This window comes from Natronococcus roseus, assembly GCF_043677095.1.
Lineage (GTDB): Archaea > Halobacteriota > Halobacteria > Halobacteriales > Natrialbaceae > Natronococcus > Natronococcus roseus.
In genome coordinates, this window is sequence record NZ_JBHLJR010000001.1 from 747,838 (window position 1) to 767,653 (window position 19,816).

Consider the following 19,816-nt stretch of genomic DNA (forward strand, 5'->3'; position numbering starts at 1 on the left):
GATCTCTCACGAGGAATTCGCCGGGCGCAGCCGCACGTTCTTCGGGAACCTTCGAGAACCCGCCGTATCCAGACCGGCGGTCGTCGTTCACCGCTTGCACATTACGAGTCCGAACGTATTTATCCGGAATACCTACTGTCAACCCACTGTGTCATTGTCTGAGTTCGGTCGTTGTTCTCTCGTGCCGTTCACTCATCGGTCCGTGCGGCCGATTCGGGACGCGACGGATCGAAACCGAACGACTGCGGCTCGCCCGACTCCCGTCTCGGATAGGTGGTACTCGTGAGCGACAGCGAAGGCGAACTCGCCCGGAACCTCGGCTTCACCGAGGCGATGACGATGGGCGGCGGGACGATGATCGGCGCCGGCATCTTTATTCTCCCCGGAATCGCCGCGGAGGGCGCCGGTCCGGCAAGTGCGCTCTCGTTTGCGATTGCCGGACTCGCCGCCCTGCTCGCGGCGATCTCGCTGTCCGAGCTGGCGACCGGGATGCCGATCGCCGGCGGCAGCTACCACTACGTCAACCGCGCGCTCGGTAGCCTCTTCGGCAGCATCGTCGGCTGGGGGATGTGGACCGGGCTGATGTTCGCGAGCGCGTTCTACATGATTGGGTTCGGCCAGTATATCGTCGAACCGATCCCGCTTCTCAGCGGGCGAGCACTGGTAGTTCTGTTCGGCCTGCTCGGCCTCGCGTTGCTCGTCGGCGTCAACTACTACGGCACGGAGGAGTCGGGATCGTTCCAGAACATCATGATCGGACTGGAGCTCGTCGTGATCATCGTCTACCTCGTCGTCGGCTTCTTCTACATCGACGCCGCGAACCTCGAGCCGTTCGCGCCGACGGGGCCGAGCGGGATCATCGCGACGACCGGGCTCGTCTTCGTCACGTTCCTCGGCTTCGAGATCATCGCAACCGTTGCCGAGGAGGTCAAGAACCCGGGCAAGAACATCCCGCTGACGATGATCCTCTCGGTCGTCTCGGTGACCCTGCTGTACGTGGTCGTCATGATCGTCAGCACCGGGGTCGTCCCGTTCGACGAACTGGGTGACTCGCTCGTCCCGGTCGGTGACGTCGCCGAGGTGTCGATGGGTGCGGCCGGCGTCGCCGCGATCGTCGCCGCCGCGGCACTGGCGGCGATCTCGAGTTCGAACTCGTCGGTGCTCGCCGCGGCGCGGGTCGTCTTCGCGATGGGGCGGGACAACCTGATGCACGACTGGCTGAACACGACCCACAGCCGGTTCCGAACGCCCCACCGGGCGGTCATCGCGACCGGGCTCCTGACCGGGCTACTGGTCGCCGCCGGCCTGCAGGTCGAGGCGATCATCGAGGTGCTGGCCGAGGTGGCCAGCTTCAGCTTCCTGATCGCGTACTCGCTGGTCCACGGCGCCGTCGTCGTCATCCGGCGCGCGGAGCCGGAGGACTACGAGCCGGACTTCGAGATCCCGAGCGTCCTCTACCCGTGGGTACCGATCGCCGGCATCGCGCTCTCGATGCTGGTCATCACACAGATGAACCTCGCCGTCGTCGGGATCGGGATCGGAATCATCGTCCTCGGGATCGTCTGGTACTTCCTGTACGCTCGACGCCAGGACATCGACCAGAGCCTGGTCGGCGACGCGATCGTCAACGGTTCCGAGGGCATCGACGTCGACGAGGACCAGTACAGGGTCGTCGTCCCGATCGCGAACCCGGAGACCCAGAAGAACCTGCTCCGGCTCGCCGCGGTCAGCGCGCGGACCCACTCCGAGGGCGAAACGCCTGAGATCGTCGCCGTCAACATCACTCGGGTTCCGACCCAGACGGCCCTCGAGCAGGAACTCGAGTTCGAGGAACAACGCGTCGAAACGCAGCGCGAACTGCTCGAAAGCGCCCGCGAGGCGGCCGCCGATCTCGACATCAGTCTGCGGACGCGGGCGATCCTTGGACGGGACATCGGGCAGACGCTGCTGACCGTGCTCGAGGAGGAAGCCGCCGACCAGGTGGTACTCGGCGACCGCGGACACGGCCGGCGGACGAAGGAGTTCATCTTCGGATCGACCATCGACCCGGTGCTGAAAAACGCTCCGTGTGACGTGACGATCGCCAACCTCCGACGCGACGAGATCGGCGACGTCGTCGCGCTCGCCGGCCCCGGTCCGCACGCGCCGGTGGCTGCGCGGCGCGCGGCCGAGTTCGCGACGCTCTCGGGAACGACGCCGACGCTGCTGAACGTCCAGTCGCCCGGCGACGGAGACGAGGACGACAATCCGGTCGATCGCGGCGAGGCCGTGATCGAGGACGTTGCGGAGACGGCCGGCCTCGAGCCGGAGAACTACGAGAGCAAGGTTCTCGTCTCCGAGGACGCGCAGTCGGCGATCGTCGAGGAGGTCGATAGCTACGACACGATCTGCGCGGGCGTCTCGGAGAAGAGCAGCGTCTCGAAGATCCTGTACGGCTCGATCGCCGAAACGGTCCAGGAGCAGACCGACGGCAACGTCGTGATGGTCCGCGGTCCGTACGAGACCCACTGGAAGGTCACCGAGGCGGTCGCCGAACGGCTCTCGGCGTAGTCGGAGCGGTTTCGAACAATCGAACCCTTCGACGCGTCGTGATTCTTCCGCGGTCTCCCGCGAAGCCGGTTGCGAGCGTTCGAAACGCGTACTTCTCGGAGCCGACTGTAACGGGTTCAGAACACGTAGTATGCAACTTCGCTCGATCCGCAGTGAGGACACTCGTCGCTGTCGGCGTCGAGCTTCCGACCGCAGTTTCTGCACTCGTACAGCTCTGTGCCGCGTCTGCCGGTTCGTAGCGCGTCGAGTACCCCCATCCTTGGTAGACGTTACAGGTATACCATTATTAATCCTACTCTCGGTTCCGGAACGGAGTATAACAACGGAGAACGCATGCGTGAACTGCGACACCTCACAGTCGCGGTAGTCCCCGAAACGAGGTCTTCACCGCCCGCAGCTTCGGAACCGAGCAGGCCGACTCGCGAAATCGGCGGTCTCGTTTGGGATCGAGTTCGACGGCCGCGTTAGTTGCCGACCCCCTCGAACGCTCGCAGGGCCGACTCGTCGAAGTCGCTTCGGGAGAGGACCGTCAGGATGTCGCCGGCGCGAACCTCGGTGCTACCCGTCGGCGTCAGGACGTCGTCGGTTCGCTCGATCGAAACCACGAGCGTGTCGTCCTCGAGCAGTCCCTCGTCGTCGGCTCGTTCCAGCGACTTGCCGACGATCGGCGCGTCGTCGTCGACGGTGATCTCGACGACCTCGTTCCCGCCCGCGAGGCTGATGTAGTCCGAGAACTGCTGGTGGGTTTCTTCGGGTCCGAAGGCGTGGTAGGCCTGAAACTGCTCGGTCCGGACGAGCTTTTCGTCGTCGATCTCGAGGCCGAGCTTCGTCAGCTCGCGGGCGACGTCGTTTAGCGCCTCGACGTCCGGGCCGGTAGCGAGGACGTGGAGGTTCTTCTCGCCCGCCACGAACTCGCGAACGTTGACGACGCCGGGGATCGTTCGCGCCTGCTGTGCGAGTCGTGGGCGCTCCTCGATCGGGGCCGTCGCCGTGTACAGCGTCGTGAGCATCTCGTCCGCCGCTTCGAAGTCGACGTTCGCGTGGTAGCCACGGATGACGCCCGCGTTCTCCAGCTGGTCGATCCGATTTCGAATCGTCGCGGGGGAGACGCCCACGTCCTCGGCGATCATCGGGGCGGAGGTGTTCCGTGCGTCCTGCATCAGCGCGTGGATAATGCGTTTGTTGACGTCGTCGAGACGAATGCCCATATCTGGGGTAACCGACGGGACGAGATGGTTCCTCCCTTTCGGTCGCTGCCGCCGTCCGTAATCGCAGCGCGGCGCCTCTACGGGACGGTCCATCGGCCTCTATCTCTCCATCTAATTTCGAATCCGTAACTAAGAGTCTAAAGAACTCCGCAATACGAATTATAGTGACGTTCTTTTACCGAAAGCCTAATGGTTTCCGTCTGATACCAGAGAACGATGAAGGATTGGCGACGCCGGATCGGATACGCGCTTCTGACGGTCGCCGCAATCGTCGTCGTCTACTCGACGACGTACCAATGGGCGATGTTGACCTTCGAGGGACGCGAGATCCCCTTCTACAAGGCCGTGCAGGTTGTCATCGAGTCGCTCACAACCGCCGGGTTCGGCGGCCACGCGCCGTGGGAAAGTGCGGTGTTAAACGTCATGGTGATCGGGATGAACCTCACCGGGGTCTTGCTCGTCTTCCTCGGGCTGCCGCTGTTTGCGATCCCGCTGCTTCGACAGGCCCTCGAGTCGGGACCGCCGACGACCAGCGACCTCACCGATCACGTGATCGTCTGCGGCCACTCGACGCTCGACGACGTGTTGCGGAAGGAACTCGACGAGGTCGGGATTCCCTATCTCTTCGTCAGTCCCGACCCCAAGGTGGTCTCGGCGCTCGACGACCGGGGAATCGACGCCGTCCACGGGGACCCGGAGGAGATCCAGACGCTCCGGGACGCCAACGCCGCAAAAGCGCGCGGTCTCGTCGCGGACGTCGACGACGAGGCGAACCCGACGATCATCCTCTCGGCGCTCCGGATCAACCCCGAAATGCGGATCATCAGCGTCGTCCGGGACTACAAGACGGCGACCTACCACGAGTACTCCGGCGCCGACGAGGTCGTCCTGGCTCGTCAGCACCTCGGCGAGGCGTTCGGCATGCGGGCGACAATTTCCTTCGCCGAGAAGCTTCGGAGCGTGATCGAGGTCGAGAACGACTACGAGATCACCGAGCTGCTGATCGAGGAGGGTAGCGACCTCGCCGGCCGTACGATCAGGGAGGCCGAAATCTTCGACCGGGAGGGGATCACCATCGTCGGCGTCTGGCTCGGCGGCAAGTTCGTGATCTCCCCCGATCCCGACACCGTCCTCGAGGAGAACACCATCCTCCTCGTCGCGGGCGGCCACGGCGGGTTCGAGGACGTCACCGCCCGATCGATCCCGACCCACCACCACCCGTCCCGCGTCGTCGTCTGCGGGTACGGCACCGTCGGCTGGTCGGTAACCGAGACGCTCCGGGACGCGGACATCGACACCACCGTCGTCGACCACGAGGGCCGGGAGGGCGTCGACGTCGTCGGCGACGCGACCGACCCGGACACGTACGAGAACGTCGACGTCGATGGCGCCGAGACCATCGTTCTGGCACTGGACGACGACACGACCACGATCTACGCCACGCTGGTCATCAGGGAGCTCGATCCGGACATCGAGATCATCGCTCGCGCGGACGATCCCGACACCGTCTGGAAGCTGTACAACGCCGGCGCCGACTACGTCCTCTCCCTGCCGACGGTCACCGGCGAGATCCTGGCCTCGCACCTGATCGAGGAGGTCGAGATCGTGACGCCGCAGGTCCAGTTCGAGTTCGTCCGATCCGCGGCGCCGTCGCTCGTCGGGATGAGCCTCAGCGAGGCGGATCTGCGCGCCCGGACGGGCTGTACCGTGATCGGCGTCGAGCGGGACGGCGAGCTGCGGACCGATCTGACCGCCGATTTCGTCGTCCGCGAGGGCGATACGCTCATCGCCGGCGGAAGCGAGGACGCCATCGAGCGGTTCGAAGAGACCGTCACCGCAGCGCAGATCGCACCCTGACGGGGCCGCTCGAGGGCGGACCGTCTCTCTCAATCCCCTGCGAGCCGATTCATCACCGGCGTCGCCAGGATTCCGTGCCCGACCACCGAGACGAGGACGACGAGACCCACGATCGACCACAACAGTTCTGCCTCGCGGAAGGGTGCGGCGTTGAGTCCCCACGAGAGGTAAAAGAACGAGCCGATCCCGCGGATGCCGAAAAACGAGATCACGGCCCGCTTGCGAAGGTCGATTCCGGAGCCGAGAAACCCGACCAGCCCCGCGATCGGACGGACGACCAGCAGAATCGCGAGGACGACGACGACCGCCTCGAGCGTCAGCGGTGCGAGCAGCCCGTTCGCGAGCGCACCACCAAAGAGCACCATGATCGCGACCATCAGCAGGTGTTCGGCCATCTCCGCGACGCCGTGGAGCGCCTCGTGGTACTCGTGGCTGCGCTCGTACTCCCGGATCGTCAGCGCGGCGACGAACACCGCGATGAAGCCGTAGCCGCCGACGAGTTCGACCGCCGCGAACGCGATCAGCGTTCCCGCGACGGCCTCGAGCCCCTGGACCGACCGCGCGAGCGGCGAGTCGCCCGAGAACCGGAAGACGACGACGGCGAGTAGCCAGCCGACGACGATTCCTCCCACGACGCCGACGACGGTCTTGTAGGCGACGTAGACGAGGAGCCACTGCCCGAGCCACCGACTCGGCGCGTAGCCGACGAGCGCGAGGAGGACGGCCAGGTAGGTGAACGGGAACGCGAGGCCGTCGTTGAGCCCCGCTTCGGAGGTCAGTGCGAACCGAACGTCGTCTGCGTCGTCGCCGTCGGTTCCGCTTTCCTCCGAGTTCGTCGGCGACCTCCGGCCGGGCGGTCCGACCTGTACCTCCGAAGCGAGAACCGGATCGGTCGGCGCGATAGCGGCCCCGAGCAAGAGCGCCGTCGGGAGCAACAGTCCGGCGACGCCCCAGCCCAGCAGCGCCGCGCCGGCGATCGACAGCGGCATCGTGATCGCGAGCAGCCGGGCCGTCGACGCCCAGGCCGGCCAGCCGACGCGACGGTCGATCTTCAGCCCCGCCCCCATCAGCGCGACGATCACGCCGAGTTCGGTCAGCCGCTCGGCTTCGTCGGCGTGCTCGATCGGATCCGGATACGGCAGCTCCGGCGCGAGCGTGAACGCGACCGCGCCCAGCGCGAGGTAGAAGATCGGCAAAGAGAGCGCGCGCTCCTCGAGGAGGCGAGTCAGCACGACCAGCGCGAGAATCGCGACGCCCGCGAGCAGCAAGCCGGCGACGAAGCCGTCGAGGACCATCCGTTCGCGGTATCACCATCCGCCACATAAACCGGGGGCTTGCACCCTCTCGGCCAGTTGTTTTGCCTCGCGCTCGAGTAGGGAACCGGGATGATCCGTCCGAGTACGCTCTCCCGACGAACGCTCCTCGCGACCGTCGGGACGGCCGGACCGCTGGCGCTCGCCGGCTGTACCGTCGAACACGACGAGGGGTACGAGGCGGAACCCGATCCCGTCACGGACCACACGCCGATCGGGCATCGGCTTCCGGACCTTCCCCTCCGCGAGTTCACCGACGAGTACGAGGCCGGTATCGAAACCGGGCTCGAGGCCGCCGTTACCAGCCAGGAGAGTTTCGAGACGGCGCTCGAGCGCGACGGGATCGCCGTCGACGGACTCGCCCGCGAGCGCAACTACCTCTACCTCGAGTACGTCGCCGATGCGCCAGAAACGGGCGTCCTTCGGGAGGTCGGGTACATCGCCGGCGCGTACGTCCCCTACGTGCTCGCGAGTACGGATCCGGCCACGCTCGACGCGGCGATCCTCGAGCGCGACGGGATCGATTTCGGTCGGTTTACGGGGTACGTCAACTGGGTCCGCGCGTTCGATGCGGGCGAGGAACCGCTCGAGGCCTACGGCGAGCGCGTGCTCGAGACGTTGAAGACGAAGCGATAGCGCCGCTGCCGGTACTCCCAGACGCCGCTTGCTCGAGGTCGCACTTTTCGTTGCGTTCGCCTCAGTCGAGTGGGTCCTCGCCGTCGGATTCGGGTGGCGTGACCCCGAGGCGTCCCTCGACGAACGACGCGACGTCGGCGGCGAAGGCCTCGACGGCCGCCCAGTCGGTGAACTCGACGTCTCCGGCGTCGTCGGCGTCGGGCAGCTCCGAGATGGTTCGCGAGGCGATCAGTTTCATTAGTTGGCGCTTGAGGAAGCCGTACTCCGAGTAGCGCAACGCGCCGCCGAAGTAGCCGATCCGATCGGGGTGCCAGTCGGTCTCCTCGAGGAACGTCTCGACGTAGCCCGCGGCCTGCTCCGCGCCCCGCTCCTCGGCCGAGGAGAGCGACACCTGGAAGAACGCCGTCGGCATCGCGTTCAGGACGTCGCGGTTGGCTCGCACGAACTCGCGGACCGCCGGTTGCTGTTTCCCGGCGTGGACGGACGCGCCGACGAGGACGGCGTCGAACGCCTCCGTCTCGAGATCGGGCGGGATCGCGCTCGCGTCGACTGTCGTCGCGTCGTGTCCTCGAGCCGTCAGCGCGCCGTCGATCCGGGCGGCGATCTTCGCAGTCTGTCCCTCACCCGTGCCGTAGCAGACGAGAAACGCGAGCATCACGCTTCGCACGACGGCGGTCGTAATAAAGGAACGACAGCGCGCCATGGGAGACGTCTCGTACTCGTCGAAGTGATCGAGAGAGATGAACGACGTATCACGTCGGTCCGCCCACTCTTTCTGCGGAGGCGCGCGCTGTCGACCGCCCGAGCGCGATCGAGGGCGGTTGACGACATTGTGCGAGGGATGAGTGAGCGCAGCGAGCGAATCGGCTGGGGAGGGCGTGGAAATCCCCTGTGTTCGTGTGAGCAGGACCCGCTACTCGTCAGATCACCTCGAAAGCCCCTGCCCCGCTCGAGGGCTGCGGCTCGTTGTGCGCTTCCTTCGCTCCGCTCAGTCCAGTGCTTACGTCGTGGTTCGAGAGAGCTTCGCTCTCCCGAGCGGCGAGGGACCGGTGGTCCCTCGAGCAGTCGGCGTGCTCAAAAATTTCGATTTTTGGCATCACGAAACGGCTTCGACGTTTCGAACGACTTCGCGCCGACGACCTCGCGGACGCTTCGCGTCCGCTCAACGCACCAGCCCCTTTCAGTCCCACCCGGCAGTGGTTGGTTGAAGCTGCAGATACAACGCCGGGCGGTCCACACGCGGGCTCTATCTAACAGCCTATTCGACAGAATTTGGATGGAAATTACCCCCTTCCCGAGGATAGTTCTATAACACACTCAACGAGGGTGAGACGAAACGTCGTCTCACTGGTTTCCAGGTTAGTCGCCTACGGCGAGAGTCGCTGACGGTCTCTCGGGAAGAGAACGGCTTCCCGAATGTTCTCGAGACCCAGGATCGTCATGATCAGACGCTCGCCGCCCAGCCCGAAGCCGGCGTGGGGCGGCATGCCGTACTTGAACATCTTCGTGTAGTAGTCGAACTGCTCGGGGTCGAGGCCCTGCTGTTCGAACCCTTCGATGAGCTGCTCGTAGCGGTGTTCACGCTGGCCGCCCGAGACCAACTCCATGCGCGGGTGCATCAGGTCGAAGCCCGTCGAGAGCTCCTCGTCGTCGTCGTGGTCCTGGATGTAGAACGGCTTGATCTCGCTCGGCCAGTCGGTGATGAAGTAGTGGCCGCCGACGTCGTCGCCGAGGGCCTTCTCGCCCTCGGTCGGCAGGTCGTCGCCCCAGACGAGCTGCTCGTCGAGCTCGCCCGTCGCGTTGATGCGCTCGATGGCCTCCTCGTAGCTGAGTCGTGGGAACTCGCCGTCGGGCACCTCGAAGGACTCGGCGAGGCCGAGCGCCTCGAGCTCCTCGCTGCAGTTCTCGTTGACGGCCTCGTAGGCGGCGGTGACGACGCCCTCGGCGACGTCCATCGCGTCGTGTTCGTCACAGAACGCGCCCTCGAAGTCGATCGAGGTCGCCTCGTTGAGGTGGCGGGGCGTGTTGTGCTCCTCGGCGCGGAAGATCGGGCCGATCTCGAAGACGCGCTCGACGTTCGAGCCCGCGATCAGCTGCTTGAACAGCTGCGGCGACTGGTTCATGAAGGCCTCCTCGCCGAAGTAGGTGATCGGGAAGAGTTCGGTGCCGCCCTCGGTCCCGGTGGCGACGATCTTCGGCGTCGTGATCTCCGTACAGCGAAAGTCGCGGAACGCATCGCGGGCCGCACGCAGGATCTCCGAGCGGATCTCGAAGATCGCCTGCACCTCGTCCTTCCGGAGGTCGAGCGTGCGGTTGTCGAGACGCGTCGAGAGCTCGGCGTCGACCTTTCCGGAGGGATCCAGCGGCAGCTCGGGGTCGGCGGGGCCGATGACCTCGAGCGACTCCGGCGTGACCTCGACGCCGGTCGGCGCGCGCGGTTCCTCCTCGACGGCGCCGGAAACTTTGACGACGCTCTCGCGCGAGACGCCGAGGCCGGTCTCGACGAGATCCTCGTCCATCTCGTCTTTCTCGAACTTGACCTGAATCTTGCCGGTCGTATCTCGGAGAATCAGGAAGGCGATCCCGCCGAGGTCACGGATCTCGTGGACCCAGCCGGCGACCGTCGCGTCGTCGCCGGGCTCGGCGTCGGCAGTGTAGGTTCTGTCCTGCATACCACCCGATTCCGGTCGCCGGAACTTAAGCGCAATCGTTCGAAGTCGGGGTCTCGGCCGCGATCGGAACGGCGTTCCTCCGATGTGCCTATTCGTGTCGCGACCCCGCCCCGAGGACTCTTTGTGGCTTCCATCGTATCGCCACCGCATGACGAACGCGATCAACGAGGCCGACCTCGAGTGGACCGAGTACGACCGGGGATCCTCACGGTTCCGGCGCAAGCAGCTCTCGAGCGCGGTCGACGCGACCGATCTCGGCTGTAGCCTGTACGAGCTGCCGGCCGGCGAACGATCGTGGCCCTACCACTACCACACCGCCAACGAGGAGGCGATCTTCGTCCTCGAGGGCGAAGGGATCCTCCGGTGCGAAGAGGGAGAAAAGCCGCTCGAGGGCGGCGTCTTCGCGGCGCTTCCGGCGAACGAGGACGGCGGCCATCAGGTCGTCAACGACGGCGACGGGGTGCTCCGGTATCTGCTGGTCTCGACGATGGTCGAACCCGACCTCACCGTCTACCCCGAGATGAACAAGTTCGGCGTCTTCGTCGATTCCCCGCCCGGCGGGGAGGGGGAGCGCTCGCTTCACGGCTACTACCGGCTCGACGAAGACGTCGAGTACTGGGAGGACTGAGTCTCGATGCGGGTTACCGTTCGTGGACGGTCATCGGAATCTCGTGTTTCGGACGGGCGGTGATCGTCGCCAGTAGATCGAGTTCCTCCGTTCCGGGAACGAGCTCGAGGTGGTAGTTCTGGTAGATCGTCGCGAGGATCAGCCGGGCCTCGAGCATGGCGAACCGGTCCCCGATACACCGTCTCGGGCCGGCCGCGAACGGGAAGTACGCCAGCTTCGGCAGCTCGGACTCCATCTCGTCGGTCCAGCGCTCGGGGTGGAAAGCGAGGGGGTCGTCGTACCAGCGCGGATCGCGGTGGACGACCCACTGGTGCATCCGAACCGTCGACCCCGGTTGGATCTCGTAGCCGTCGATAATGTCGGGCTTGACGGGCTCACGGACGATTCCCGGCACGGGCGGGTAAAGCCGCATCGACTCTTTGACCACCCGCCCGGTGTACGACAGAACGGAAAGGTCAGCCATCGTCGGCGTTTCGCCGCCGAGTTCGGCCTCGAGCTCCGCGACGAGACGGTCCTCGACGGCCGGGTTCCTCGCGAGGAGGTGGGCGGTAAACGTCAGCGAGAGGGCGGTCGTCTCGTGGCCGGCCAGCAGCAGCGTCACGACCTCGTCGCGGATCTGCTCGTCCGAGAGCGCGGTTCCGCGCTCGTCGGTTACCTCGAGGAGCTTCGAGATGACGCCCCGGTCAGTGGGGTTCGTTCGTCGGTGCTCGATCAGGGGGTAGATGACGGCGTCGAGCTTCTCGCGTGCACGCCGAATACGCCGCCGGGAGGGCGCCGGGACCCCCGGCGGCAGGACGAGGTGCGAGAGGCTCTCGCTGGCGAGCATGAACTCCTCGAGGACGTCGCCGATCGTGTCGACGTGGTCGTCGATGTCGACGCCGAACAGCGCTCGGGCGACGATCCGCAGCGTCAGTTCCATCATATCCTCGTGGAACAGCCGGGTTTGGCCGTCGTGCCAATCCTCGAGTGCGTCCTCGGTGAACGCGGTCATCATTTCGGCGTACTCCTCGATTCGGTCGGGCGCGAACGCGGGCTGGATGAGGTGTCGATTCCGGCGCCAGACGGCCCCTTCACTGTTCAGGATGCCGTTTCCCGTGACCGGTCTAAGGATATGCTGAAACTGCTCGCCCTTGACGTAGTGCTGGTTGTTCCCGACCAGCACCTGTTCGATGTGGTCCGGGTGGTTGAGCTGATAGACCCGGCCCGTGGGTTCCTCCCAGGAGGCGATATCGCCGTACTCGCGGGCGGTGCGGGTCATAAACCCGTACGGGTCGCGAACGAACGCCAGCTGGTTGCCAACCAGCGGGAGACCGTCGGGCCCGGGCGGCTGTCCGTCGGACGAGGGAGATGTATCGGATCGCACGGGTACGAGTTGCGGTTAGGGCTACTCTATTGTATGGGTCGATCCGCTCGAGGAACGCGATTTTCGTCTCGCTTTTGTCGATCCGACCCCAGGTCCTCGGTATGGACGATCTCGAGACGCTCGCCGAGGCGATTCGAACCGCCGACACCGCGGCCGTCCTCACGGGCGCCGGCATCTCGGCACCCTCGGGAATCCCCACGTTCCGGGGCGACGACGGCGTCTGGGAGCATTTCGACGAGGGACAGTTCACCTACGGCCGCTTCCGAAGCGACCCGGAGGGGTTCTGGGCGGACCGCCTCGAGCTCCAGGAGGCGATGTTCGGCGGCGAGTACGAACCCAACGCGGGCCACGAGGCGCTGGCCGCGCTCGAGCGCGACGGCTCCCTCGACGCGGTCTGCACCCAGAACACGGACGGCCTCCACCGGGACGCGGCGGTCGCCGTTCGGGACGGCGAGACCGACGCACCGAACGTCGACAGGGAGGGCTCCGTGCTCGAGCTCCACGGCAACGCCCGCCGGGTTCGATGCACCGACTGCGGCCGACGGCGCGAGGGCGAGCCGATCTTCGCGCGAGCCGCCGACGGCGAACTGCCGCCGACCTGCGACTGCGGCGGCGTCTACAAGCCCGACGTCGTGCTCTTCGGCGAGCAGCTTCCGGGCGCCGTGATCCAGCGCGCACAGTCGCTGGCCCGCGAGAGTGACGTCTTCCTGGCGATCGGTTCCTCGCTGGTCGTCGAGCCCGCGGCCTCGCTCCCCCGGCGGGCGGCCTCGAGCGGCGCGACCGTCGGCGTGATCAACCTCGAGTCGACCCCGTGTGACGCGGCGGCCGACGTGGTTTGCCGCGAGGACGTGACCGAGGTACTCCCGCGGCTACGGGAACTCGTCGAGGCGTAGTTTCGGTCGCCGAGGGCGAGTTCGGCGACGCCGCTCGAGGAATCTCCCTCCTCAGGCATCGTACTCCTCCCCGAGGTCCTCGTAGATCTCCGGATCGGTCCGGAACTTGAGCACGTTGTGGACCGCCGAGTTACGAACGTTGGCGATGACGTCGCCGTACTCGGTGTAACAGTCGTGGATCCACCGGGAGACCTGCTCGCGGTTCCGGAACATCATCACCGTCTTCCACTGGTACTCCCCGTCCGAGAGGAAGAAAAACAGGGTGTGTTTGTCCTCGCGGATGTGTTCCATCGCCTCGCGCCAGCCGTCGGCGAAACCGTCGGTGTTGAACTTGAACTCGAACAGCGCGAAGATGTAGTACTCCTCGTTGGGGATGATCGCCTCCCGGAAGACGCCCTCGTTTCGCATCCGTCGGATCGACTCGCTGACGGTGACGTGGGAGACGTCGATGTCGTAGTCGGCCTCGAGTACGTCGGTCAACTCCCGCGAGGAGAGCTGCGGGTCCTCCGCGAGTTCACAGAGGATCGCGATGTCACGGTCCTTGAACTCCCAGTTCGGGGGGTCGTCGCTCATGGTTCCTACTAACGCGGTTTCCACTGTTTACGTGTTCGGTTCGCGCAACGCCTCGGAGTAGCGAGCGAATCGGAGACTCGAGGCCCGCCTGACCCGTCGTGAGTGACGTGCCCGCTTCCACTGTTAACTGCCGTCGGTAAGGACCCGCCCCGGCGTCTCTCAGTTCTCCGTCGAGAGCCGCCCGAGCGACTCCTCGCCGATCTCCTCGAGGACGCGCTCGTGGAACGCTTGCAGGGCCGCGCTCTCGTCTTCGGCGAGGACGACGTCGCTCGCCGAGAGGGTCGCCAGCCCGAACGCCCGCGGCGTCGGCGAGTCCAGCAGCTGGCGCTCGACCGCCAGCTCGCCGGAGTCGATCGCCGCGACGATCCCCTCGATCTCGGCGACGTTGAGCTTGTCCTCCAGAATTTCGCGGTAGGTCTCCTCGATCACCGCGAACCCCTCGAGATCCTGTGCGAATCCCAGCAGCATCTCGCTCGAGACCTGCTGTTCGCTGGCCGATTTCTCGTAGCCCTTGTACCGTTTGAGGATCATCAGCGCCCGCGTGGCGTTGATTCGGAAGTACCGCTGCAGGAGATCGGTCCCCGAGAGGGCAGCGCGCAGGTCCTCGCGGACGTCATCGGGATCGAGGTCGTCGAGGATCCCCTCGAGATCGATCTTGCGGTTCAGCGGCATCGAGAGGGCGAAGCCGTTGTCGGCGACGGCGACCTTGACGTTGGCCGTCGCCTCCTGTGCGCAGTGGTAGGCGAGCAGCCGGGAGAGCCCGTCGTTGACCCTCCGCCCGTAGTTAGAGTGAACGTAGTAGTGGCGCTCGTACTCGTTGCGATCGCGTTCGACCTCGATCGCGAGTCGCTCGTCCGTGCTGACGCTTTCGACGCCCGCGTACCGCAGCTGGTGGTCGAACAGCCGGGCGATCGCCCGCACGCTGTCGTCGTCGAGCGGGAACCCCCGCAGCCAGCCCCGAACCCGGGAGGGTCCGCCCTCGTCGTAGTGCTCGAGTAGCTGGCGTTGAAACGCCAGGATCTCGCAGCCCAGGTCGTACGACAGCGGCAGTCGCTCGGAGTACCACGACGGAACCGTCGGCCGGGCGCTCGTGTGGTCGACGTACACCTTCGACCCTCGGCGGTAGCGGTACTCGAAGTGGTTCCCGCCGAGGACGAAGACGTCGCCCTTCTCCAAGGTGTCGAGGTAGTTTTCGTCTAGCTGGCCGACCCACTCGTCGCTCGCGCGGGTGTGGACGTCGCAGGTGAACGAATCGGGGATCGTCCCGATGTTGGTCATGTAGATCACCCGCGCGAGCCGGCCGCGCTTGCCGATCAGGGGCTCGCCGACCGGGAACGCCTCGTGGTGGTGTTCCCCGCCGGGCGGGTCGTTCTCGTCGCGCCAGATTTTCGCGTAGACGTTTTTCTCCTCGAGCCCGGCGTACTCGGCGGTGAGGTACCGACAGAGCGACTCCCACTCCTCGTCGGGATAGTTCCGGTAGGGGTACGCACGCCGGAGGATCCTCCTCACTTCGGACTCGGGACGGATCTCGGCGATCGCCATCCCGTAGACCTGCTGGGCGGCGACGTCCTGGGCGTTTCGCGGGATCGACACCGAGTCGACGAACCCGTCCTCGGCCTTCTTCAGCATGACCGCACACTCGAGCAGTTCGTCCCGATCCAGCGCGATCACGCGACCCGTGACGGTCTGGCCGACGCGGTGGCCCGCCCGCCCGACCCGCTGGAGCAGGGCGGCGACCGACTTCGGGGAGCCGACCTGCACCACGAGGTCGACGTGGGGCATGTCGATCCCCAGCTCGAGGCTGGTCGAGCTCGTGACCACCTCGAGCTCGCCGCTCTTCAGCCGACCCTCGACGTCCTGACGAACTTCCTTCGAGAGGCTGCCGTGGTGACAGCCCGAGTTCCCCTCGTCGTAGGCGTCGAAGCGCTCCCGGAGGTTGTGCAGGACACGCTCGGCGCCCGAGCGTGTGTTCGTAAAGACGAGCGTGTTCGTGTGGTTCTGCACGTGCTCGTGGAGCGATTCGTAGAAACGATCCTGGACGACCTCACGGGGGGTGTGGATCAGGTCGTCGGTCGGCGACTCGAGTTCGATGTCGAACTCGCGGGCGAAGCGGGCGTCGACGATCTCGTACTCCCGGGGAGCGCCCCCCGGCTCTTCCTGTCCGACCAGGAACTCCGCGACCTGCGAGAGCGGGTCGATCGTCGCCGAGCAGCCGATTCGCGTGATCTCGCCCGCGGCCATCGCCTCGAGTCGCTCGAGGCTCACCGAGAGATGGGTTCCGCGTTTGCCGCCCGCCAGCGAGTGGATCTCGTCGACGATGACGTACTCCACGGTCCGAAGCTTCTCGCGGAACTTCGGGGAGTTCAGCAAGATTGCGAGCGTCTCCGGCGTCGTGTTCAGGATGTGGGGGGTCTCCTCGAGCATCTTCTGGCGCTCGCTCGAGGGGGTGTCGCCGTGGCGGATGGCGTGGCGGATCTCATCGACCGCTTTCCCCCGCTTCTCCGCGACGGCCTCGATCCCCTCGAGGGGCACCTCGAGGTTGCGGTGAATGTCGTTGGCCAGCGACTTCAGCGGCGATATATAGAGACAGTAAACTGAATTCTCGAGGCCGTCCTCGTGTTCCCGACCCCGACGGTAGAGCTCGTCGATGATTGCGGTAAACGACGCCATCGTTTTCCCCGAACCCGTCGGAGCACAGACGAGCGTGTTCGTCCCCGCGTCGATTTTCGGGAGCGCCCCCTTCTGGGGCGGCGTGAAGAAGCCGTCGTTCTCGGGAACGTACTCGCCGAACGCCTCGAGCCACCACTCCTGGACCGCGGGCTCGAGCAGCTCGAAGACGTCGCGGTCCTCGATCGTGACGGCGTCCGGGTCGAAGGGCAACTCCTCGTCGGCGATCGGCAACTCGAGCCCGTCGATCCCGTCCATCACCCCGACCTGGGAGGCCGCGGTGTAAGAGGGTTTGGCCAGCGGAGTGAAAGTGGTGCGATCGTTCGCGCGATCGGTGACGGAGTCGGACCCTTGCACTCGCAAGTCGTACGTATATTTGCTCGTTCGGTGCGAGAAAGAGACGAACCGCGTCGCGCAACGACGTGGACCGCAATCCCGAGTCGGGAGTTTCGGCCCGCCAGGGAGTCCGTCCGCAACGACATACTGCAGCCGCACTCGAGCGATCGACGGCTCGAGCTCACTTCGCAAGCTTCCGAAATTATGACGCGAATCACTCGACGCGCCCTGCTTTGCGGTCTCTCGCTATCGGCCGGCGTCGGCGCACTGTCGGCGGCGTCGCTGAAGCGATCGCGGTCGACGTCGGACCCAGGCTCGACCGACGGACGGGAGTTCGATCCTCGCATCGACGGCTTTGGCTTCAAGAACTACGCGACGCCACCGATCCCGCCGGAGCCGACCGATTTCGTCTCGAGGCGCGAGCTCCGCGAGGAGGTCACGGGCCGACTCGAGACCCCGCTGGGGACGCGAGCGACAGACACCTTGCAGGCCGGTTCGGGACCGCGTCTCGGGACGGTCGTCGACGAGATCTATACGAACGCCAACCGACTGTTCGGAACGAAGGGGTACTGCTACGGGATGGTCGCGGCCGCGCAGTGGTACTGCGAGGAGCCGACGGCCGTTCCGCTCGAGCGCGACTCAGCGAGCGAGATCGGTCACGTGAACGAACCGCTCGAGGACGATGCGGCCGCGCCGGTTCGGGACGACATCGAGCGCTTCCACCGCCAGCAGTTCCTGGACGCCGAGTCGTGGCTCCGGCGGTGGGCGCTTCTCAGTCCCGACTGGATCGACTACGAAACGCAAGCGCGCGAGCTTCGGGCCGCGATCGACGAGTTCGGATCGGCCGGGATAACGATCTCCGGCGAGGACGTCCTCAACGGTCACTACGTGTTGCTGTACGACTACGACGTGGCCGACGACGACGTCGTCTTCGCCGTCTACGATCCCAACGACCCGGCCGACCGGTACGTCGCGGACGACCCTCCTGCCATCGGGGTCCGGACGGACGATCACGAACCGCTGCTCGGATCGTACGCGGGAACGTACGACCGGTTCCTGTTCACCCCGGCCGACAGGGCGATCAGCGCCCGCGGCAGGGTCGATCGGTAGCGCCTCGAGTCGAACTCAGAGCTCCGTGACGACCTCGACGCCCCGCGTCTCGTACTCGGACATCGCCGCGAGCCGATCCGAGACGTCCTCGAGCCCGACCTCCCTCGTGACGAGCGCGTCGGGCTCGAGCCGGCCCGACGCGATCAACCGAAGCAGTTCGTCGTACCGCGAGGGCGGCATCCCCCGCGAGCCGACGACCGTGACGTCCCAGCGGGTAATCTCGTCGATCGGAAGCGACACCTCGCCGCGCTCGGCGTCGGTGGTGAGCCCGATCTGGACGTGGGTCCCTCGAGTGCGGAGGCAGTCGACGCTGTTCCGGCAGGTCTCGGCGCGACCGAGCGCGTCGACGGAGACGTGGGCGCCCCCGTCCGTCGCGGACTCGATCTCGGCCGGGACGTCGACGCCGTTGCCCGCGGTCACCGTCGCGTCGGCGCCCAGCTCGGTCGCCAGCTCGAGGGGATCCTCGCGGATGTCGACCGCCGCGACGTTGGCTCCGAGCGCGGCCGCGATCTGGACCGCGGCGAGGCCGAGGCCCCCGCAGCCGTGGACGGCGACCCAGTCGCCGGCCTCGAGGTCGGCGCGGTGGGCCAGCGCGTGGAAGGCCGTGACGTAGCGACAGCCCAGCGCGGCCGCCTCGGTCGTCGAGACGCCGTCGGGGAGCGCCACGGCGTTGAAGTCGGCGTGTGGAACGCCGACCTGCTCTGCGAACGCGCCGGGAACCGTCTCCTCGAAGCCCAGCGCGTAGCCGTCCTCGCAGACGTTTCCGTGGCCGTTCCGACACTGCGGACAGGAGCCCTCGCCGAGGTTGAACGGGATCGCGACGCGGTCGCCGGGCTCGAACCGACTCACGCGGTCGCCGACGCGGGCGACCGTCCCCGCTGGCTCGTGGCCCAGTATCTGTCCGATCGGAACCTGATCGTCGGCCCACTCGCCGTGGCCCTGCCAGGCGTGCCAGTCGCTCCGGCAGATTCCGCAGGCCTCGACGTCGACGACGACGCCGTGGGGTTCGGGCTCCGGATCCTCGACCGACTCGATCGACAGGGGCTCGCCGTAGGCCTCGAGTACTGCAGCGCGCATATCAAAGTGTCCGCGGGCGGTCGAGTAATCACTGGCGAATGCGGCGACCGAGAGCCAGCCTTATCGGGTGTGCGGTCCCAGAGTCGGACATGCGCGTCACCTTTCTCGGCACGGGCAGCGCGATGCCCACCGGCGAACGCTTCCAGACGGGGATCCTCGTTCAGGACGAGGGTCGAACGCTGCTGGTCGACTGCGGCTCCGGTATCCTCCACCGGCTCCAGCAGTCCGGTGTCGGCTACGAGGCCATCTCGACGGTCCTGTTGACGCACCACCACCTCGACCACGTCGCCGACCTGCTGCCGCTGATGAAGGCCCGCTGGCTCGCCGGCGAGGAACACCTCGAGGTCGTCGGTCCGCAGGGCACCAAGTCGCTCGTCGACGGCCTGCTCGAGGTCCACGAGTACATGCAGGACAAACTCGATCTGCAGGTGCGGGAGGTCCACCCCGGCGAGTTTTCGGTCGCGGGGTTCGACGTCTCCGCCTACGAGACGCGTCACTCGCTGCCGTGTCTGGCCTACCGGTTCGACGACCGCTTTACGTTCAGCGGCGACAGCGAGGCGTTCGCGGGGCTGGCGAACTTCGCGGAGGGGTCCGCAATTCTGGCCCACGACTGCTCGTTTCCCGACGACGTCGACGTCTCGAACCACCCGACGCCCGAAACGCTCGGGCGCGAACTGGCCGGCCGGGAGATCGGCCGGGTCTACCTGACCCACCTCTATCCCCACACGGAGGGCCGACACGAGGAGATGCTCGAGTCGATCGGCGCCCACTACGACGGCGACGTTCGCTTCGCCGAGGACCTGACGACCGTCTCGATCGAGTAACTCTCGGACGGATTCCGTTCTCTCAGCCCCTCGATTCGGCTAGCAACGGCGATACCGCCCGCGGGTTAGGAGATGCGAACAGGTATATGCGGCGAGTTTGTAGGATCGT

General features: G+C 66.2%; 15 protein-coding genes. 7 read left to right on the forward strand and 8 right to left on the reverse strand.

Features of this window, described 5'->3' with window-relative positions; genetic code table 11:
* Positions 1 to 282: 282 nt before the first annotated feature.
* On the forward strand, positions 283 to 2,550 hold the full coding sequence (locus ACFEMD_RS03895) for an amino acid permease (protein WP_394739573.1): 2,268 nt from the start codon (positions 283 to 285) through the stop codon (positions 2,548 to 2,550).
* Positions 2,551 to 3,014: 464 nt separating this feature from the next.
* On the opposite strand, the gene ACFEMD_RS03900 is transcribed toward ACFEMD_RS03895, so the two are convergent.
* Positions 3,015 to 3,758 carry an Lrp/AsnC family transcriptional regulator gene (locus tag ACFEMD_RS03900; RefSeq protein WP_394739574.1) on the reverse strand — a complete coding sequence of 248 codons (744 nt, stop codon included), beginning with the start codon at positions 3,756 to 3,758 and terminating at the stop codon, positions 3,015 to 3,017.
* 216 nt (positions 3,759 to 3,974) lie between these two features.
* On the opposite strand from ACFEMD_RS03900, the gene ACFEMD_RS03905 reads away from it, so the two are divergent.
* Positions 3,975 to 5,615, forward strand: coding sequence for a potassium channel family protein (locus ACFEMD_RS03905; protein WP_394739575.1), 1,641 nt, complete (start codon positions 3,975 to 3,977; stop codon positions 5,613 to 5,615).
* Positions 5,616 to 5,644: 29 nt separating this feature from the next.
* Here the strand turns inward: ACFEMD_RS03905 and ACFEMD_RS03910 are convergent, their stop codons facing one another.
* Positions 5,645 to 6,910 (reverse strand): cation:proton antiporter domain-containing protein, encoded by a 1,266-nt coding sequence (locus ACFEMD_RS03910; RefSeq protein ID WP_394739576.1) that lies wholly within the window; start codon positions 6,908 to 6,910, stop codon positions 5,645 to 5,647.
* A 90-nt stretch (positions 6,911 to 7,000) separates the two neighbouring features.
* Here ACFEMD_RS03910 and ACFEMD_RS03915 point away from each other — a divergent pair, with 90 nt between their 5' ends.
* Positions 7,001 to 7,564, forward strand: a complete 564-nt coding sequence (locus ACFEMD_RS03915) for a hypothetical protein (protein ID WP_394739577.1) — start codon at positions 7,001 to 7,003, stop codon at positions 7,562 to 7,564.
* A 61-nt stretch (positions 7,565 to 7,625) separates the two neighbouring features.
* On the opposite strand, the gene ACFEMD_RS03920 is transcribed toward ACFEMD_RS03915, so the two are convergent.
* A complete protein-coding gene (locus ACFEMD_RS03920; RefSeq protein WP_394739770.1) occupies positions 7,626 to 8,219 on the reverse strand; it encodes a flavodoxin domain-containing protein in 594 nt (197 codons plus the stop codon).
* 712 nt (positions 8,220 to 8,931) lie between these two features.
* A complete protein-coding gene (gene aspS, locus ACFEMD_RS03925) occupies positions 8,932 to 10,236 on the reverse strand; it encodes an aspartate--tRNA(Asn) ligase (protein WP_394739578.1) in 1,305 nt (434 codons plus the stop codon).
* A 148-nt stretch (positions 10,237 to 10,384) separates the two neighbouring features.
* On the opposite strand from aspS, the gene ACFEMD_RS03930 reads away from it, so the two are divergent.
* The gene (locus tag ACFEMD_RS03930) at positions 10,385 to 10,864 is read left to right on the forward strand and encodes a cupin domain-containing protein (protein ID WP_394739579.1); all 480 of its coding nucleotides are present in this window, start codon (positions 10,385 to 10,387) and stop codon (positions 10,862 to 10,864) included.
* A gap of 13 nt (positions 10,865 to 10,877) precedes the next feature.
* Here the strand turns inward: ACFEMD_RS03930 and ACFEMD_RS03935 are convergent, their stop codons facing one another.
* Positions 10,878 to 12,227 carry a cytochrome P450 gene (locus ACFEMD_RS03935; RefSeq protein ID WP_394739580.1) on the reverse strand — a complete coding sequence of 450 codons (1,350 nt, stop codon included), beginning with the start codon at positions 12,225 to 12,227 and terminating at the stop codon, positions 10,878 to 10,880.
* A gap of 101 nt (positions 12,228 to 12,328) precedes the next feature.
* Here ACFEMD_RS03935 and ACFEMD_RS03940 point away from each other — a divergent pair, with 101 nt between their 5' ends.
* On the forward strand, positions 12,329 to 13,120 hold the full coding sequence (locus ACFEMD_RS03940; RefSeq protein ID WP_394739581.1) for an SIR2 family NAD-dependent protein deacylase: 792 nt from the start codon (positions 12,329 to 12,331) through the stop codon (positions 13,118 to 13,120).
* Between the two features lie 51 nt (positions 13,121 to 13,171).
* Here the strand turns inward: ACFEMD_RS03940 and ACFEMD_RS03945 are convergent, their stop codons facing one another.
* Both ACFEMD_RS03945 and ACFEMD_RS03950 read right to left on the reverse strand, forming a co-directional pair.
* Entirely contained in the window at positions 13,172 to 13,693 is a 522-nt protein-coding gene (locus tag ACFEMD_RS03945; RefSeq protein WP_394739582.1) for an Lrp/AsnC family transcriptional regulator, read from the reverse strand.
* Positions 13,694 to 13,852: 159 nt separating this feature from the next.
* Positions 13,853 to 16,618 carry an ATP-dependent helicase gene (locus ACFEMD_RS03950; RefSeq protein WP_394739583.1) on the reverse strand — a complete coding sequence of 922 codons (2,766 nt, stop codon included), beginning with the start codon at positions 16,616 to 16,618 and terminating at the stop codon, positions 13,853 to 13,855.
* Positions 16,619 to 16,900: 282 nt separating this feature from the next.
* Here ACFEMD_RS03950 and ACFEMD_RS03955 point away from each other — a divergent pair, with 282 nt between their 5' ends.
* Positions 16,901 to 17,806: a hypothetical protein gene (locus tag ACFEMD_RS03955; protein ID WP_394739584.1), complete on the forward strand. Its 906-nt coding sequence runs from the start codon at positions 16,901 to 16,903 to the stop codon at positions 17,804 to 17,806.
* A 15-nt stretch (positions 17,807 to 17,821) separates the two neighbouring features.
* Here the strand turns inward: ACFEMD_RS03955 and ACFEMD_RS03960 are convergent, their stop codons facing one another.
* On the reverse strand, positions 17,822 to 18,883 hold the full coding sequence (locus tag ACFEMD_RS03960; protein WP_394739585.1) for a zinc-dependent alcohol dehydrogenase family protein: 1,062 nt from the start codon (positions 18,881 to 18,883) through the stop codon (positions 17,822 to 17,824).
* Between the two features lie 89 nt (positions 18,884 to 18,972).
* Here ACFEMD_RS03960 and ACFEMD_RS03965 point away from each other — a divergent pair, with 89 nt between their 5' ends.
* On the forward strand, positions 18,973 to 19,707 hold the full coding sequence (locus ACFEMD_RS03965) for an MBL fold metallo-hydrolase (protein ID WP_394739586.1): 735 nt from the start codon (positions 18,973 to 18,975) through the stop codon (positions 19,705 to 19,707).
* Positions 19,708 to 19,816 lie beyond the last annotated feature (109 nt).

Bases quoted from the DNA above. Each gene is read 5' to 3' on its own strand.
- aspS (WP_394739578.1), bottom strand. From the start codon at position 10,236: ATGCAGGACAGAACCTACACTGCCGACGCCGAGCCCGGCGACGACGCG.
- ACFEMD_RS03955 (WP_394739584.1), top strand. From the start codon at position 16,901: ATGACGCGAATCACTCGACGCGCCCTGCTTTGCGGTCTCTCGCTATCG.
- ACFEMD_RS03915 (WP_394739577.1), top strand. From the start codon at position 7,001: ATGATCCGTCCGAGTACGCTCTCCCGACGAACGCTCCTCGCGACCGTC.
- ACFEMD_RS03905 (WP_394739575.1), top strand. From the start codon at position 3,975: ATGAAGGATTGGCGACGCCGGATCGGATACGCGCTTCTGACGGTCGCC.
- ACFEMD_RS03945 (WP_394739582.1), bottom strand. From the start codon at position 13,693: ATGAGCGACGACCCCCCGAACTGGGAGTTCAAGGACCGTGACATCGCG.
- ACFEMD_RS03950 (WP_394739583.1), bottom strand. From the start codon at position 16,618: ATGGACGGGATCGACGGGCTCGAGTTGCCGATCGCCGACGAGGAGTTG.
- ACFEMD_RS03920 (WP_394739770.1), bottom strand. From the start codon at position 8,219: ATGCTCGCGTTTCTCGTCTGCTACGGCACGGGTGAGGGACAGACTGCG.
- ACFEMD_RS03900 (WP_394739574.1), bottom strand. From the start codon at position 3,758: ATGGGCATTCGTCTCGACGACGTCAACAAACGCATTATCCACGCGCTG.
- ACFEMD_RS03940 (WP_394739581.1), top strand. From the start codon at position 12,329: ATGGACGATCTCGAGACGCTCGCCGAGGCGATTCGAACCGCCGACACC.
- ACFEMD_RS03960 (WP_394739585.1), bottom strand. From the start codon at position 18,883: ATGCGCGCTGCAGTACTCGAGGCCTACGGCGAGCCCCTGTCGATCGAG.
- ACFEMD_RS03965 (WP_394739586.1), top strand. From the start codon at position 18,973: ATGCGCGTCACCTTTCTCGGCACGGGCAGCGCGATGCCCACCGGCGAA.
- ACFEMD_RS03930 (WP_394739579.1), top strand. From the start codon at position 10,385: ATGACGAACGCGATCAACGAGGCCGACCTCGAGTGGACCGAGTACGAC.
- ACFEMD_RS03910 (WP_394739576.1), bottom strand. From the start codon at position 6,910: ATGGTCCTCGACGGCTTCGTCGCCGGCTTGCTGCTCGCGGGCGTCGCG.